A 15851-nucleotide genomic window follows, 5' to 3' on the forward strand; every position below is an offset into this window, starting at 1 on the left:
ATTGGAAGCGACGCCACCGGCCCCCGAAGCGATGATCAGCGGTCCGAAACCCGGCCAATCGTGCGCTTCGCCACGCCGAGCGCCGATTCGCGCGGCCGAAGCTGGTGCGACGGCGGTTCAGGCCGACTCGACCAGCCGCCCGTCACCGGCGATGAAGGCGCTGCGCACACGGGCGCCGGGCTGCGCCTGCATCACCGCGGCGCGGTAGGCGGCCAGCTGCTCGTGGTACGCGCCGAGTTCCTCGGGGCGGTGCTGCAGCTTGTAGTCGAGCACCCACCAGGTGTCGGTACCGTCTTCGTCGAGGCGGACGAGGCGGTCGATGCGCAGCACCGTGCCGTCCAGCGCCACCGGCACCTCGTTGCCGGCCCAGCGCAGCGCCGCCGCATCGAAGAAGCGCGCACACGCCGGGCTGGCCAGGATGCGCCCGGCAATGCGGCCGACCTCCTCGGCCACGGTGCCGAACTCGGCCGCCGCCGCACCGGCCAGCGCCGCCAGTTCGCCGCCGTTACCGCTGTGCCATTCGAGCACGCGATGCACCGCCCGGCCGAGGCGCGAGGCGGCGCTCTCCTCCTGCGGCGGCACGGGCTCGGCCTGCGGCGGCGGTGTCCAGCGTGGCAGCTCGAGCACCTGCGGCAGCGGCTCGGCACGAGCGATGGCGTCCGCCTCCTCGTGCAGCGGCCAGGGTGACGCGAGTGCCTCGACACGCTGCCACCAGCTGGCCGGTGCGCTCTGCCGCGGCCGCGGCTGCGTGGCGCTGAAGACGAGCCGGCGCCGCGCGCGTGTCATCGACACGTACAGCGCGTTGAGCTCCTCGCGGCGGCGCGAGCGCTGCTCCGCGGCGAGCGTATCGGCCAACTCGGCCGGCGCCCGGCTCTCGCTGTAGACGAAGGCGCAGCGCCGCGGCGCGTCGGCCTGCACCGGCCAGTCGACCAGCAGCGAGGCCATCTCGGGTCGGGCCGGCTCGGGGTCGGCGTCCATCACGAAGACGACGTCGGCCTCCAGCCCCTTCGCCCCGTGGACCGTGAGCAGGCGCACCGCGCCGCCGAGGTCGGGCACCGGCACGGTGATCGTGCGTCGCCTGAGCGCACGCACGAAGCCGTAGGGCGTGGCGTAGCGGCCGCCGTCGAGTTCGAGCGCCTGGGCCAGCAGCGCGTCGACGGTGGCCAGCGCGGTCGCGCGCTGCGCCGCCGGCACACGCGTGGCAAGCCGCTCACGCAACGCGCCCTCGGCGACGATGCGGTCGAGCAGATCGTGTGGCGGCAGCTCACGCGCCGCTTGCTGCCAGGCCGGCAGCAGGCGGCGGGCGCGCTGCAGGGCCGGGCCGGCGCCGTCGAAGTCCAGCAGCGCCCGCCACCAGTCGCCATCGGGGGCGGAGCGCTGCGCGAGCTGCAGCAGATCGTCGTCGCCAGCGTCGAACAGCGGGCTGCGCAGTGCGCGCGCCAGCGACAGGCGGTGCTGCGGCGAGACCAGGGCGTCGATCATCGCCACCAGGTCCTGCGCCTCGGTGGACTCGATCAGCGAGGCCTCATCGACCGCCACGTGCGGCACGTGGCAGCGCTTGAGCGCTTCGGCGAGCAGGCGCAGCGGCGCGCGCTTGCGGCACAGCACCATCACCTGCGCCGGGTCGATGCCAGCGTCGATCTGGGCGCGGATCGCCTGCGCCACGCGTCGCGCCTCCTCGGCACGACGCTCCTCTTCGGGCTCGTGGCGCGGCTGGGTGAGGCTGTCACGCCAGACGGGCGGCTCGGTGCCCGCCGCCGCGCCGCGAGCTGCATCCGGCGGCCGCGGCACGCGCGGCAGCATCCACAGTGCAGGCGCGCCGTGGTCGGCCGACTCGGTGGTGTGCGCCCGGTAGCCGTCGATCTCGCCGGCCGATTGCGCCTGCTCGAACACGGCGTTGAGCGCCGCCAGCACGGCTGGCTCGTTGCGCCGCGTGTGGTCGCACTCGAGCACACAGCCGCCGAGCGCCTCGACGACGAACTCGCGCACCGCGCCAAAGACACGCGGCTCGGCCCGTCGGAAACGGTAGATGCTCTGCTTCGGGTCGCCGACGACGAACAGCGCCGGCGCACGCTGGCCGCTGGCGCCGCCGCCGGCGCCGGCATAGGCCGCCAGCCAGGCGTGCAGCGCGTGCCACTGCAGCGGGCTGGTGTCCTGGAACTCGTCGATCAGCACGTGGCGGATGCGCGCGTCGAGCCGCTCCTGCACCCAGCCGGCCAGCGTGGCGTCGCGCAGCAGCGCCAGCGCGCCGTGCTCGAGGTCGTTCATGTCGAGCAGGCCGCGCTCGCGCTTGAAGCCCGCGTAGCTGACCAGCAGCACACGCGACAAGCGCACCATGCGGGCGTGCTCGAGGTGGCACTCGTGCTGGTACTGGCGCGCGGCGAGGGTCTCCAGCGCGCGCTGGGTGGCGGCCAGGCCTTCCACGTCGCCGAGCTTGCGCGGATCGTCCTTCTGCGTGAACAGAGCCGCCCACACGGCTTCGAAGCGCGGGGCGTCGGCCGCGAGGTCGAGCGCCTGCAGCAGTTCGGCCGATGCATCGACCGCCTTCTTGCCACCGCGCGACAGCGCCCCGGCCAGCCGCACCAGATCGTCGCGCCACGCCGCCGTGCCCAGCTCGGCGCGCGGCTCGGGCGAACCCTCGGGCACCGCCGGCGCCACGCTGCCTTCCAGGGTGCCCTCACGGTCGGCCAGTTCGAGCTCGACACGCTTGGCGAGAACCGCATCGAACCACTTCGCCGCCTGGCTGCGGCCACGCGCAGCGATCAGCGCCTCGAAGTCGCCACGCCGCGGTTCGTCGCCGAGCAGCGCGGCGTGGAAGCGCCGCAGGATCTCGCTGCGGTGGTCGTCCAGCTCCTGCAGCAGTTCGCCGTCGGGGTCGATGCCGATCTCGTCGAGCAGTTCGTAGGGCGCGGCCTTCAGCAGCTGAGCGAACCAGGCGTGGAAGGTGCGCACCTCGACCGCGCGCCCGGCGTCGAGCAGGCGGCGCTGCAGGCCGCCCAGCGCACCGGCGAGCTGCACGGCCTGGGCCTCGGGCACGCCGCGGGCGCGCAGTTGCGCGATGCGTCCGGCCGCGTCCATCGCCGGGTCGGCGAACTCGCGCAGCCACTGGTCGAGCCGCTCGCGCATCTCGCCGGCGGCCTTGCGCGTGAAGGTGATGGCGAGGATCTCCTGCGGCTGGGCGCCGTCGAGCAGCGCGCGCACGATACGCGACACCAGCATCCAGGTCTTGCCCGCGCCGGCGCAGGCCTCCACGACGACGCTGCGCCGCGGGTCGCAGGCCAGCGCGTAGAAGGCCTCGCGCGAGACCTCGGCGCCGTCGGCCCGGTACGCGGGCGTCACGCTGGCGCTCCGTCGGGCCAGTGGTCGCGCCGGCACAGGCCGCGGGCCTCGCAGTAGTCGCAGGTGCTGCCTTCGCCCAGCGCCGGCAGTGGCGCGCCCGCGCGCAGCCGTGCCATCTCGGCACCGAGTTCTCGCACCAGCACCACGGCCGAGTCCTTCACGTTGGGATGTTCCAGCTCGCCGATGCCGTCGCCGCTGTCGAGCAGCACGTAGCTCGCCTGCAGCGGCGCGTCCGCCTCCGGCGCGAGCAGCGCGGCGTAGAAGGCGAGCTGGGTGTCCTCGAAGGGCTGCCTGACTCGCTCCTTCAGCGTGTCGGCAGCGCTGGTCTTGTAGTCGATCAGCTGCAGTGCGCTGCCGTGGCCGACGCGGTCGATCCGATCGATACGCCCTTGCAGCTCGATGCCAGCGAGCGCCTCGGGCTGGATGCTGCAGTCGCGCTCGCCGGCCAGCCACTGCGCGCCGGCGGCATCGCGGCGATGCAGCCAGTCGAGGTAGCGCGGCACGAGGCGCGCGAACGAGGCGGCAAAGGGCAGGAACTGGTCGTCCGGCAGCGCCATCTCCTGGCGCAGTTCGCTGGCAACCGCCTGCAGCCGGGCGGATTCGTCCGCGATGGACCCGGGCGCCTCGCGCTGCATGTGGAAACGCATCAGCACGGCGTGCAGCCAGGTGCCGTAGTCGCGCTTCTCGAGCTCGGCCTCCAGTTCGTCGTCTTCGCGCAGGCCGAGCACGTGGCGCGCGAAGAAGCGGTAGGGGCAATCGCGCAGCGCCTCGACGGCGCTGGCGGACAGGCGTGTGGGCAAGTGCACAGCCGCCACCGGCATGGGGCGCGCGACGGGCTGTGCGCGCGAGGCGCGGGCCTCGCGAGGATCGGGCGGGCTGGCCAGCGCACGGCCCCGGTCGGCCAGATCGAGCGCGAGCCGCTGCAGCAGCGGGCTGTCCGCCAGCGGCTCGCCACCGGCGTCGACATGCCGGCGCAGGAAGCTCACGCGCGGCTGGGTCAGCACCTGCACCAGGGCGAGCGATTCGCGCTGCAGCCGGTCGGCACGGTTCGGCAGGCCGAGCGCCGCCAGTTCTGCGTCCGACAGCAGCGGGTGAGAAGCAGGCGCAGCACCCAGGTGGCGCTCGTCCGCACCCGGGCACACCACGGCCGCGAAGGGGCGCAGCATCGCCCGCGCCAGCGGCGTGACCACGACACGCGCCTGCTCGGCGGCAGGCCCCTGGGGCATGAAGGTCTCGCCCTCGAGCACGGCATCGACCCAGCTCACGAAGTCGTCGAAGCGCAGCACCGATTGGCGCGTCACGTCCTGCCAGACGGCACCGGCGGTACGCCCCGGCAGCCAGCGCAGAGCCTGCAGCACTGCCTGCCCGGCACGGTCGGCGGCCAGCGCGTCCCACGCCCCGCTGACCTGCAGAACCTCACGCAGACGATCGAGCCATTCGTTCACGCCGAGCCGCGGTGCGCGCAGCCGTGCCAGCCCGGCCATCACCGCATCACGCAGCGCGGCCGGCTCGCCGTCGAGCGGCAACACGGCGATGCGGTCGATCCGCGCCACGGCCAACCGCCGGCAGCGCCGCTCCAGCTCGCGCAGCACGGCACCGGTGGGGTCGAGTCCGGGCCACGGCGGCAGCGTCTTCAGCCAGTCGAACAGTGCGTCGCTGCCGGCGCGCGGTGCCGCAGCACGCAGCAGCGCCATCACCTGCGCGCCGGCGCGCGTGGTGGACAAGGTCCAGCCGTTCTCGTCGGCCAGCGGCACCTGGGCGTGCTCCAGCAGCGCGCGCACCCGGCGCACCAGCTGGCGATCCAGCCCGATGAGCGCCACCGGCCACTCGTTGCGGCCCAGGTGCTGCAGCACGGTGGCCACCGTGCGCTGGGCCTCGTCCTCGAAGCCGTCGCAGCGGACGAGCGCCGGCGCGGCGGCCACTGCGGCTACACGCAGCGCGGCGGCATCGGCATCGACGATCAGTGCCGGCACGTCGCCGGCCGCGTTGACCAGGGACTCGACGAGCGCATCGGCACCACCGGCCTGCAGCACGACCCACGCAGCCGGGTGCATCTCGAACAGGCGATCGGTCTGCGGCGCGTCGCATTGCGCCGCCCACTCCAGCGCCACACGGGCCAGCCAGCGCTGCTGCGCGCCCGGCCCGCCCATGGGAGACAGCAGCGCGCGGGCCGCCGCCCAGTGAGCCGGGCGCTGCGCAGGCGCCAATGCGAACGCGGCGCGGGCGAGTGCCTGGGCGGTCTGCACGACGGCCGCCACGGTGCGGTCGAAACGCCGCGGGTCGTCGCGCGCCCAGGCGGCCCCGTTGGCCTGCGTGCGCAGCAGCCGGGCAGCGCCGAGTCGATCGGCCGCCGTGTCGAAGCTCAGTTGCTGCGCCTGCACCACTGGCGCCGGGCCCAGCGATACCGCCAGTGTCTGGGTGGTCTCGATGCGCGGCTGCCAGCCGCCGGCTCGCGCGAAGGCCAGTCTGGCCAACGGCAGCAACTGCGTAAAGGGCAGCAGCAGCACGACGTCGCGCAGCGGCACGGACTCGGCTGCAGCCCAGCGTTCGACCTGGCACGCCAATGCCCGCCACGGGCCTTCAGGGCCGATTTCGAGAGGGATGCGCGCTATCGCGGCCATAGAGGGAACGGCGGCCTCACGCCCGGCGACGGGCGGGTCTTTGTGTCAGAATCATTGTGCCTTGCCGCCCCGGCTCGCGTGGCGTTTGCCGAAGGACCCTTCAATGAGCAGCGAACTGATCAAACACACCTCCGACGCCTCTTTCGAGAGCGACGTCCTGCAGTCCGACACGCCCGTGCTGGTCGACTACTGGGCCGAATGGTGCGGCCCCTGCAAGATGATCGCCCCCATCCTCGACGAAGTGTCGAAGGACTACGGCGGTCGCCTGCGCATCGTGAAGATGAACGTCGACGAGAACACCGCCACGCCGGCCAAGTACGGCATCCGCGGCATCCCGACGCTGATGCTGTTCAAGGGTGGCGAGCTCGCCGCCACCAAGGTCGGCGCCTTGCCGAAAGCCCAATTGACGGCCTTCCTCGACGGTCATCTATAATTTCCTGAATCGCAGCAAGGGCCGGCTCCACGAGTTGCCGGCCCGCGTCGCAGGAAATCCAGCCACCACGCACGGGGGCACGCGTACCGAACGACGGGCGCGTCCTCCAGCCCGAACGGGCGTCGCGTGGGTTCGGCCCCCACCCCAGCGTTCCGCATTCCCAGACGCAGGCCCAGGCCGCCGGACATGAAGGCGGGCTCGGGCGGTGGGCCGAGACTCCGGTCGTTCGCCCTTGGCGCGGCGCTCGACACATCACCCCAGGGTGTTCACCCATGCATCTTTCCGAACTGAAAGCGCTCCACGTCTCCGAGCTCATCAAGATGGGCGAAGGACTCGAGATCGAGAACGTCGCCCGCATGCGCAAGCAGGAGCTGATGTTCGCGATCATGAAGAAGCGCGCCAAGGGCGGCGAGCAGGTCTTCGGCGATGGCGTGCTCGAAGTGCTGCCCGACGGCTTCGGCTTCCTGCGCTCGCCGGACGCGAGCTACATGGCGTCGACCGACGACATCTACCTCAGCCCGAGCCAGATCCGCCGCTTCAACCTGCACACCGGCGACGCCGTCGAAGGTGAAGTCAGGGTTCCGAAGGACGGCGAGCGCTACTTCGCGCTCGTCAAGGTCGACCGTGTCAACGGCCTGACCCCGGAGGAGAGCAAGCACAAGATCATGTTCGAGAACTTGACGCCGCTGTTCCCCAAGGAACAGTTCAAGCTCGAACGCGAGATCAAGTCGGAAGAGAACATCACCGGGCGCATCATCGACCTGATCGCACCGATCGGCAAAGGCCAGCGTGCCCTGCTCGTCGCGCAGCCGAAGACCGGCAAGACGGTGATGATGCAGCACATCGCGCACGCGATCGTCGCGAACCACCCCGATGTCTACCTGATCGTGCTGCTCGTCGACGAGCGGCCCGAGGAGGTGACCGAGATGGTGCGCACGGTGCGCGGTGAGGTCATCAGCTCGACCTTCGACGAGCCTGCGGCACGCCACGTGCAGGTGGCCGAGATGGTGATCGAGCGCGCCAAGCGCCTGGTCGAACTGAAGAAGGACGTGGTGATCCTGCTCGACTCGATCACCCGCCTGGCCCGCGCCTACAACAACGTGCTGCCCTCCTCGGGTAAGGTGCTGACCGGCGGGGTCGACGCCAACGCGCTGCAGCGCCCGAAGCGCTTCTTCGGCGCGGCCCGCAATGTCGAGGAAGGCGGCTCGTTGACCATCATCGGCACCGCGCTGATCGACACCGGCAGCCGCATGGACGAGGTGATCTATGAGGAGTTCAAGGGCACCGGCAACTGCGAGATCCACCTCGATCGACGCATGGCCGAGAAGCGTGTCTACCCCTCGATCCTGATCAACAAGTCGGGCACGCGCCGCGAGGAGTTGCTGCTCAAGCCGGAAATCCTGCAGAAGACCTGGATCCTGCGCAAGCTGCTCTACAACATGGACGAGATCGAGGCGATGGAGTTCATCCTCGACAAGATGAAGCAGTCCAAGAACAACCTCGACTTCTTCGACATGATGCGTCGAGGCGGCTAGGTTATACTCCGCGGTTTTCCAGCGTCGGAAAGTGCGTCGAAAGGTTCGGCGTGGCTCCCGAGATCACAGCGCAAAGGCAAGTCATGAAAGAAGGCATTCACCCCAGCTACCGCGACGTCTGCTTCGTGGACCTGTCCAACGGCTTCAAGTTCGTCACGCGTTCGACCGTGCAGACGAAGGAAACCACCAAGATGGACGACGGCCGCGAACTGCCGCTGGTGAAGCTGGAAACCACCAGCGAATCGCACCCGTTCTACACCGGCACGCAGAAGAGCGTGGACTCGCTGGGCGGCCGTGTCGAGAAGTTCCGCAACAAGTTCGCGCACCTGAAGAAGTGATCCTCGTCACGGACTTCGGTACAAAGGCAGCTTCGGCTGCCTTTTTGTTGTCTGCGGCGAACTTGCTGCATGATTCGCTGCCCCGGAAACCCGAGATCCGTTGAACTCCCCGAACCCTGCGCTCGTCACCCAGCGCGCCGCACAGCGGCTGCCGCGTGTGGCCCTGCTGCTGTTCTGCGCGGCCTACGTGCTGCCCGGGCTGTTCGGTCGCGACCCCTGGAAGAACGCCGACCTCAGCGCCTTCGGCCACATGGCCGCGATCGCCAGCGGGCGTGCCGGGTGGCTGTCGCCCGCCCTGGCCGGACTGCCCGCCGACGGCGCCCTGGTGCCCTACTGGCTGGGGGCCGCCTTCATCCGCTTGTTCGGCCCCTGGATCGACCCGGCGCTGGCCGCGCGCATCCCGTTCGCGCTGCTGCTGGTGATGGTGCTGGTGATGACCTGGTACGCCACCTACCACCTGGCGCGCACGGAAGCCGCGCAGCCGCTGGCCTTCGCCTTCGGCGGCGAGGCGAACTCCATCGACTACGCACGCGCCATCGCCGACGGCGCGGTGCTGGCGGTGATGGCGACGCTGGGCCTGCTGCAGCTCGGCCATGAGACCACACCGGAACTGGTGCAGCTCGCCGGTGCCTCGCTGTTCCTCTATGCGCTGGCAGCCGGCCCGTACCGCAAGGGCCGCTCGCGCGCGGCGGCACTGATCGCGCTGCCCGTGATGGCCTCCAGCGGCGCGCCGGCCATCGCCGTCGCGCTGGCCGTGGTTGGCACGGCAATCTGCGCACGCTCGACCTACGCCCAGGTGCGCACCACGTCTTGGTGGGTCGTCGGCGCCGGCCTGATCGCCGTGGCTCTGGGCACGGCGCTCGGTGCCTGGGGCTGGCGGGTGGCCGACGTGGCTTCGCTTCATCCGCTGAGCACGCTGCGGCTGCTGGCGTGGTTCACCTGGCCGGCGTGGCCGCTGGCGCTGTGGACGCTGTGGCGCTGGCACTCCCACCTGCTGCACCGACACATCTCGGTGCCGCTGGGCTGCGCGCTGACCACCGGGCTCGCCTGCCTGGCGATGGGAGGTTCGGACCGTGCGCTGATGCTTGCACTGCCGGCATTGGCCGTGCTCGCGGCGTTCGCACTGCCCACGCTGCAACGCAGCACCGCGGCCGCCATCGACTGGTTCTCGGTGTTCTTCTTCAGCATCTGCGTGCTGGCCATCTGGGTCATCTACGCCTCGCTGCATACCGGCTTCCCGGCCAAGCCGGCGGCCAACATCGCCCGGCTCGCGCCGGAGTTCCGGCCTGCGTTCTCACTGCTGGCACTGCTCGTCGCGCTCGGGGGCACGCTGGCCTGGATGTGGCTGGTTCGATGGCGCACCGGCCGCCACCGCCATCCGCTGTGGAAGAGCCTGGTGCTGCCAGCCGGTGGCGTGGCGGTGTGCTGGCTGCTGCTGATGACGCTGTGGCTGCCGCTGCTCGACCATGCACGCAGCTATCGTGCGCTGCTCGAGCGCATCGCACCCCATGTGCCGCGCGAGGCCTGCATTGCGGCGCCGCAATCGCCGCGCGCGCTGCTGGCTGCACTGGAGGCGATGGGCGGCTATCGCGTGGACGCAATCACACCGGCGGAGCTGTCGCCTTGCGAGGTGCTGCTGATCTCGCAGACACCGCACGATGCCACCGCCGAGCTGCCCGGTTGGCGCCCGGTGGCTCGCATCGCACGGCCGACCGACCGCCAGGACATCACGATCATCTACCAGCGCAAGCCAGCGTCGCGCTGACCTGCGAGTCAGGCTGCCGCACCGCGCAGGCGCGCTGCTGGGAAGATCAGGCGGAATCGCGAGCCCTTGCCCGGCTCGCTCTGGATGTCGAGCTCGGCGCCGTGCCGCTGCACGACGTGCTTGACGATCGACAGGCCGAGACCGGTGCCTCCGGTGTCGCGCGAGCGGCTGCCGTCGACGCGGTAGAAGCGCTCGGTGAGCCGCGGAATGTGCTCGCGCGCGATGCCCACGCCGGTGTCGCTGACCACCAGCTCACCGCTGCCATCCTCGAGCACGCACCAGCTCACGTCGATGCGCCCTCCCGCGGGCGTGTAGCGCACGGCATTGCTCACCAGGTTGTTGATCGCGCTGAGCAGTTCACTCTGCGCGCCGGCCAGCTCGACGCTGCCGACCGCTGCCACGCTCACCTCGTGGCGCCCGCCGGACAGCGCCCGCGCATCGGCCTCCACCTGCACCAGCAGCGGCGCCAGCGCCACCCAGCGGTCCGCCGCAGGCCGAGGGCTGCCCTCGAGCTGCGCGAGTGTCAGCAGATCGCTGACGATGGTCTGCATGCGTCTGGTCTGCTGCCCCATCAGCTCGAGCACGCGCTTGCGCTCGACCTCCGTGAGCGGCAGGTTGTCCATCGTCTCGATGAAGCCGGCCAGCACGGTCAGCGGCGTGCGCATCTCGTGCGACACGTTGGCGACGAAGTCGCGGCGCATTGCCTCGTTGCGTTCGCGATCGGTGATGTCCTGCGACAGCACCAGCTTCATCCCGTCGCCGTAGGGTCGCAGCAGTACCGACAAGGTGCCGTCGCCGCGCGGGTTGGGGAAGTTCACCGTCTCGGGATAGTCGGCCTGCTGCAGGTAGGCCACGAAGGCCGGCGAGCGCACGAGGTTGGTGATGCGCTGGCGCCGGTCGCGTTGCGGGTCCAGACCGAAATGATCGGCAGACACCGAGTTGCACCAGACGATCTGGTCGTTCTGGTCGAGCATCAGCACGCCGTTGGGCGAGGCCTCGATCGCCGAGAGGAACTGCTCGAGCCTCAGCCGCTCCTGGGCCAGCCCCTGCTCGCGCAGGCGGATCGAGCGCTCGACACGGTAGCCGAGTTCGCCCCAGAAGCCGGCATCGCGCGGTGCCTGCTGTTCCTGGCTGCCGCGCAGCCAGTTGATCAGCCGGTAGCCCCGCGCGGTGTCGAGCATCGCCGCGATGGCCACGCCGATGCCGCCGCCGGCGAGCACCCGCCAGACCACGGTGTGCTCGACGTTCGAGGCGATGAAGCCCAGGAAGCCGCCCGCCAGCATGGCCAGCACGCCGGCCGCCAATCGGGGCAGCAGCCAGTTCATGACTGCCCCTCGCCCCACGGGTACGTCGGCCGATCCCCCGAGGGGATGGCGGGCCGGCTTGGGAGCGGCCCGGCGCTCGGCCCGCTCTTCATGCCGACGGCGCCGCGACCTGCTGGGTCAGTCTGTAGCCGGCACCGCGCACGGTCTCGACCATCTGCGCGCAGTTGGCCGGCGACAGCGCCTCGCGCAGCCGCTTGACATGCACGTCGACCGTGCGTTCCTCGATGAAGACATGGTCGCCCCAGACGCGGTCGAGCAGCTGCGCGCGGCTGTGCACCCGCTCCGGGTGCGTCATCAGGAAGTGCAGCAGGCGGAACTCGGTGGGGCCGAGCTTGAGTTCGACGTCGCCGCGCGAGACGCGCCGCGTGCCCGGGTCGAGCCGCAACCCGCCGACCTCGACCGCGGAGTCAAGCGCCTCGGGCGCCTTGCGGCGCAGCACCGCGCGAATACGCGCCATCAGCTCGTTGGTCGAGAACGGCTTGGCGAGGTAGTCGTCGGCGCCGGCGTCGAGCCCGGCCACCTTGTCGGATTCATCGGCGCGCGCGGTGAGCATGATGATCGGCAACTCGCGCGTGCGCGCGTCGCCGCGCCAGCGTCGTGCGAGCGCCAGGCCGGACTGTCCGGGCAGCATCCAGTCGAGCAGCACCAGATCGGGCAGCACGCCATCGACCGCCGCCTGCGCCTGCTCGGCGCTCGCCGCCAACGTCACCTCGTAGCCTGCGTGGCGCAGGTTCAGCGAGATCAGCTCGGCAATCGCCGCCTCGTCCTCGACCACCAGAACGCGGCTCATCGTAGCTCCCTCACCGGACGATCGACTCGACGGCGTCGAGCGTGTTGTGGCGCACGTCGGTGCCCTTGACGATGTAGATGATCTGCTCGGCCAGGTTCTTGGCGTGGTCGCCGATGCGCTCGATCGCCTTGGCCACGAACACCAGGTCGATCGAGGCGGAGATGGTGCGCGGGTCTTCCATCATGTAGGTGATCAGCTTGCGCATCAGGCCATCGAATTCCTGGTCGATCTGGTTGTCGTCCTTGATGACCTCCAGCGCCTTCACCGCGTCGAGGCGCGCGAAGGCATCGAGTGCCTTGCGCAGCGAGGCGGTGGCCAGGCTGGCCTCGAACGACACGTCGCTGGCCGGCAGGCGCAGCCGGCTCGAGACGCCCGAGTTGATCAGGCGCTGCACCGTGCGGCCGATGCGCGCCGCCTCGTCGCCGACGCGCTCGAGGTTGCCGATGGTCTTGGAGATCGCGATCAGCAGGCGCAGGTCGCGCGCGGTCGGCTGGCGCCGCGCGATGATGGTCGACAGGTCGCGGTCGATCTCGACCTCCATCTGGTTGACCAGCTCTTCCTGCTTGAGGACCTGCGTGGCCGTCTCGCCGCTGAAGTTGACCAGCGCGTAGATCGCCTGGGCGACCTGTGACTCGGCCAGCCCGCCCATCTCGAGCACGCGGGTCGAGATGGCGCTGAGTTCGGCGTCGAACTGCGTGGAGAGGTGTTTCTCGGTCATGGCTCGTGCTCCCGGGTCAGCCGAAGCGACCGGTGATGTAGTCCTCAGTGTCCTTCTTCTTCGGTTTCATGAAGAGTTCGGACGTCGGCCCGAACTCGATCAGGTCGCCGAGGTACATGTAGGCGGTGTAGTCGGAGCAGCGTGCCGCCTGCTGCATGTTGTGGGTCACGATGGCCACCGTGTAGTCGGCCTTCAGTTCAGTGATCAGCTCCTCGATCTTGCCGGTGGAGATCGGGTCCAGCGCCGAACAGGGTTCGTCGAGCAGCAGAACTTCGGGCTTGATCGCGATGCCGCGTGCGATGCACAGCCGCTGCTGCTGGCCGCCGGACAGTCCGGAGCCGCTCTGGTCCAGCTTGTCCTTCACCTCGGTCCACAGCGCCGCCTTCTTCAGCGCCCACTCGACGCGTTCGTCCATCTCGACGCGCGGCAGGTTCTCGAACAGGCGCACGCCGAAGGCGATGTTGTCGTAGATCGACATCGGGAACGGCGTCGGCTTCTGGAACACCATGCCGATCTTCGCGCGGATCAGGCTGACGTCGAGCTTCTTGTCGAGCACGTTCGCACCGTCGAGCATGATCTGCCCTTCGGCGCGCTGCTCCGGATAGAGCTCGAACATGCGGTTGAAGGTGCGCAGCAGCGTGCTCTTGCCGCAGCCCGACGGGCCGATGAAGGCCGTGACCTTGCGCTCGGGAATGTCGAGGTTGATGCGCTTGAGCGCGTGGAAGCTGCCGTAGTAGAAGTTCAGGTCGCGCACCGAGAGCTTGACCTTCTCGGTCACGGGCAGGTTGACTTTCACGTCCATGGTGAGGTTCTCAGTGTTTGTTGCGGAACAGCACCCGCGCCAGGATGTTCAGGGCCAGCACGCCCAGCGTGATCAGGAAGACGCCGGCCCAGGCCAGCTTCTGCCAGTTCTCGTAGGGGCTCATCGCGAACTTGAAGATCGTCACCGGAAGGCTGGCCATCGGCTCGCCGAGGTTGCTGGTCCAGAACTGGTTGGACAGCGCGGTGAAGAGCAGCGGCGCGGTCTCGCCGGCGATGCGCGCCACCGCCAGCAGCACACCGGTCACCACGCCGGCCCGGGCCGACTTCAGCGTGATCGTCATGATCACCTTCCACTTCGGCGCACCCAGCGCATACGCGGCTTCGCGCAGCGCGTTCGGGATCAGGCTGAGCATGTTCTCGGTGGTGCGGATGACCACCGGAATCACGATCAGCGCCAGCGCCAGAATGCCGGCCCAGCCGGAGAAAGTCTTGAAGCGCGCCACCACGACCGCGTAGATGAACAGGCCGATGACGATCGACGGCGCCGACAGCAGGATGTCGTTGATGAAGCGCGTTAGGTTGCCCAGCCAGCCCTTCTGGCCGTACTCGGCGAGGTAGATGCCGGCGAGCATGCCCACCGGCGTGCCGATCAGCGTGGCCACGGAGACCATCATCAGCGAGCCGAAGATGGCGTTGGCCAGGCCGCCGGTCTCCGCCTGCGGCGGCGGCGTCATCTCGGTGAAGGTCGCCAGAGCAATGCCGCCGATGCCCAGCCGCACCGTCTCGAACAGGATCCAGACCAGCCAGAAGACACCGAAGGCCATCGCCGCGAGCGACAGCACCAGCGCGATGCCGTTGGTGCGCTTGCGAGCGCGGTGCATCGCCAGGCGCGATGCGTCGAAGCCGGCGAGGCTCATGAGCGGGTCCCCTCGTTGCGCTTGAGGCGCATCAGCAGCAGCTTGGACAGCGTCAGCACCACGAAGGTGATGAAGAAAAGCACCAGGCCGAGGTAGATCAGCGAGGCTTGGTGCAGGCCTTCGCCAGCCTCGGCGAATTCGTTGGCCAGCGCCGAGGTGATGCTGTTGGCTGCTTCGAACAGCGACAGCGAATCCAGCTGGTTCATGTTGCCGATCACGAAGGTCACGGCCATCGTCTCACCCAGCGCGCGACCGAGACCGAGCATGATGCCGCCGATGACGCCGGTCTTGGTGTACGGCAGCACCACCTTGTAGACCACCTCCCAGGTGGTCGAACCCAGGCCGTAGGCCGATTCCTTGAGCATCGGCGGCGTGACCTCGAAGACGTCGCGCATCACCGAGGCGATGAACGGGATCACCATGATCGCCAGGATGATGCCTGCCGACAGCAGGCCAAGACCCACCGGTGCCCCCTGGAACAACTGGCCGATGAACGGCACGCCGCCGAAAGCCGACTGCAGCGGCTGCTGCACGTAGGTCGCCAGGATGGGGCCGAAGACCAGCAGGCCCCACATGCCGTAGACGATCGACGGCACGGCCGCCAGCAGCTCGATGGCGATGCCCAGCGGGCGCTTCAGCCACTTCGGCGACAGCTCGGTGAGGAACAGCGCAATGCCGAAGCTCACCGGCACGGCGATCAGCAGCGCGATGAACGAGCTCATCAGCGTGCCGTAGATCATCACCAGGCCGCCGTAGCGGTCCTGCACCGGATCCCACTCGGCCCGCCACAGGAAGCTCAGGCCGTATTCCTTGATCGCCGGCGCTGCCCCGACCACCAGCGACAGGATGATGCCCGCCAGCAGTGCCAGTGTCAGCCAGGCAGCACCCAGCGCCAGGCCGGCGAAGATGAGGTCCGGCCATCGGGAAAAACGACGAACCGGCGGTGGGGAGCCGGCGGAGCCTGGGCGTTCGATGGGCGTCTCCTGGAGCGAGGCGCCGGCGGGCAAGGTGGCGGTCATGCGGGTTCCTTGTCCGGGCCGGTCAGAGCGATCGACCCGGATTGTCGCAGCCTGTCGGGCCGATCACTTGAAGGCGATCGCCTTGCCCGACGCGTCTTTGATGTTGTCGCCCCATTGCTTGCGGACCATCGCCTTGACGACATCGGGCATCGGCACGTAGTCGAGTTCGGACGCCATCTTGTCGCCGTTGGCGTAGGCCCAGTCGAAGAACTTGAGCGCGTTCGCGGCGTTCTGCGGCTTGTCCTGGGTCTTGTACATCAGGATGAAGGTCGCTCCGCTGATCGGCCAG

12 protein-coding genes and 1 pseudogene are annotated in these 15851 nt (G+C 69.6%); 4 read left to right on the forward strand and 9 right to left on the reverse strand.

What is annotated here, in order from left to right; translation table 11 throughout:
- Positions 1 to 117: 117 nt before the first annotated feature.
- Together AAG801_RS15585 and AAG801_RS15590 are read right to left on the reverse strand one after the other, a co-directional pair.
- Positions 118 to 3339, reverse strand: coding sequence for a UvrD-helicase domain-containing protein (locus tag AAG801_RS15585; RefSeq protein WP_341889181.1), 3222 nt, complete (start codon positions 3337 to 3339; stop codon positions 118 to 120).
- Positions 3336 to 5864 (reverse strand): PD-(D/E)XK nuclease family protein, encoded by a 2529-nt coding sequence (locus AAG801_RS15590; RefSeq protein ID WP_341889182.1) that lies wholly within the window; start codon positions 5862 to 5864, stop codon positions 3336 to 3338. Before AAG801_RS15590 ends, AAG801_RS15585 begins: the two co-directional genes overlap by 4 nt.
- A gap of 199 nt (positions 5865 to 6063) precedes the next feature.
- Between AAG801_RS15590 and trxA the strand changes: the two genes are divergently transcribed.
- The 4 genes from trxA to AAG801_RS15610 all read left to right on the forward strand — a co-directional run bounded on the left by trxA (position 6064) and on the right by AAG801_RS15610 (position 10031).
- A complete protein-coding gene (trxA, locus tag AAG801_RS15595; RefSeq protein ID WP_341889183.1) occupies positions 6064 to 6393 on the forward strand; it encodes a thioredoxin TrxA in 330 nt (109 codons plus the stop codon).
- Positions 6394 to 6665: 272 nt separating this feature from the next.
- Positions 6666 to 7928 (forward strand): transcription termination factor Rho, encoded by a 1263-nt coding sequence (gene rho, locus AAG801_RS15600; protein ID WP_298829941.1) that lies wholly within the window; start codon positions 6666 to 6668, stop codon positions 7926 to 7928.
- 83 nt (positions 7929 to 8011) lie between these two features.
- The gene (locus AAG801_RS15605; protein ID WP_341889184.1) at positions 8012 to 8266 is read left to right on the forward strand and encodes a type B 50S ribosomal protein L31; all 255 of its coding nucleotides are present in this window, start codon (positions 8012 to 8014) and stop codon (positions 8264 to 8266) included.
- Positions 8267 to 8366: 100 nt separating this feature from the next.
- Entirely contained in the window at positions 8367 to 10031 is a 1665-nt protein-coding gene (locus AAG801_RS15610; protein WP_341889185.1) for a hypothetical protein, read from the forward strand.
- A gap of 8 nt (positions 10032 to 10039) precedes the next feature.
- Here AAG801_RS15610 and phoR read toward each other — a convergent pair whose 3' ends face one another.
- The 7 genes and pseudogenes from phoR to AAG801_RS15645 form a co-directional block, all read right to left on the reverse strand.
- Positions 10040 to 11356, reverse strand: a complete 1317-nt coding sequence (gene phoR, locus AAG801_RS15615) for a phosphate regulon sensor histidine kinase PhoR (RefSeq protein ID WP_341889186.1) — start codon at positions 11354 to 11356, stop codon at positions 10040 to 10042.
- Positions 11357 to 11444: 88 nt separating this feature from the next.
- Positions 11445 to 12146 carry a phosphate regulon transcriptional regulator PhoB gene (gene phoB / locus AAG801_RS15620; protein WP_341889187.1) on the reverse strand — a complete coding sequence of 234 codons (702 nt, stop codon included), beginning with the start codon at positions 12144 to 12146 and terminating at the stop codon, positions 11445 to 11447.
- Between the two features lie 10 nt (positions 12147 to 12156).
- Positions 12157 to 12864, reverse strand: coding sequence for a phosphate signaling complex protein PhoU (phoU, locus tag AAG801_RS15625; protein ID WP_341889188.1), 708 nt, complete (start codon positions 12862 to 12864; stop codon positions 12157 to 12159).
- 16 nt (positions 12865 to 12880) lie between these two features.
- Entirely contained in the window at positions 12881 to 13666 is a 786-nt protein-coding gene (gene pstB, locus AAG801_RS15630; RefSeq protein ID WP_341889189.1) for a phosphate ABC transporter ATP-binding protein PstB, read from the reverse strand.
- Positions 13667 to 13676: 10 nt separating this feature from the next.
- Positions 13677 to 14543, reverse strand: a complete 867-nt coding sequence (gene pstA, locus AAG801_RS15635) for a phosphate ABC transporter permease PstA (protein WP_341889190.1) — start codon at positions 14541 to 14543, stop codon at positions 13677 to 13679.
- Complete coding sequence (pstC, locus tag AAG801_RS15640) at positions 14540 to 15562, reverse strand: phosphate ABC transporter permease PstC (RefSeq protein WP_341889191.1); 1023 nt, start codon at positions 15560 to 15562, stop codon at positions 14540 to 14542. The genes pstA and pstC overlap by 4 nt, the downstream gene beginning before the upstream one ends.
- A 63-nt stretch (positions 15563 to 15625) precedes the next feature.
- Positions 15626 to 15851 (reverse strand): annotated as a pseudogene (locus tag AAG801_RS15645) (phosphate ABC transporter substrate-binding protein PstS); the annotation flags it as partial.

This window comes from Variovorax sp. YR752, from assembly GCF_943372545.1.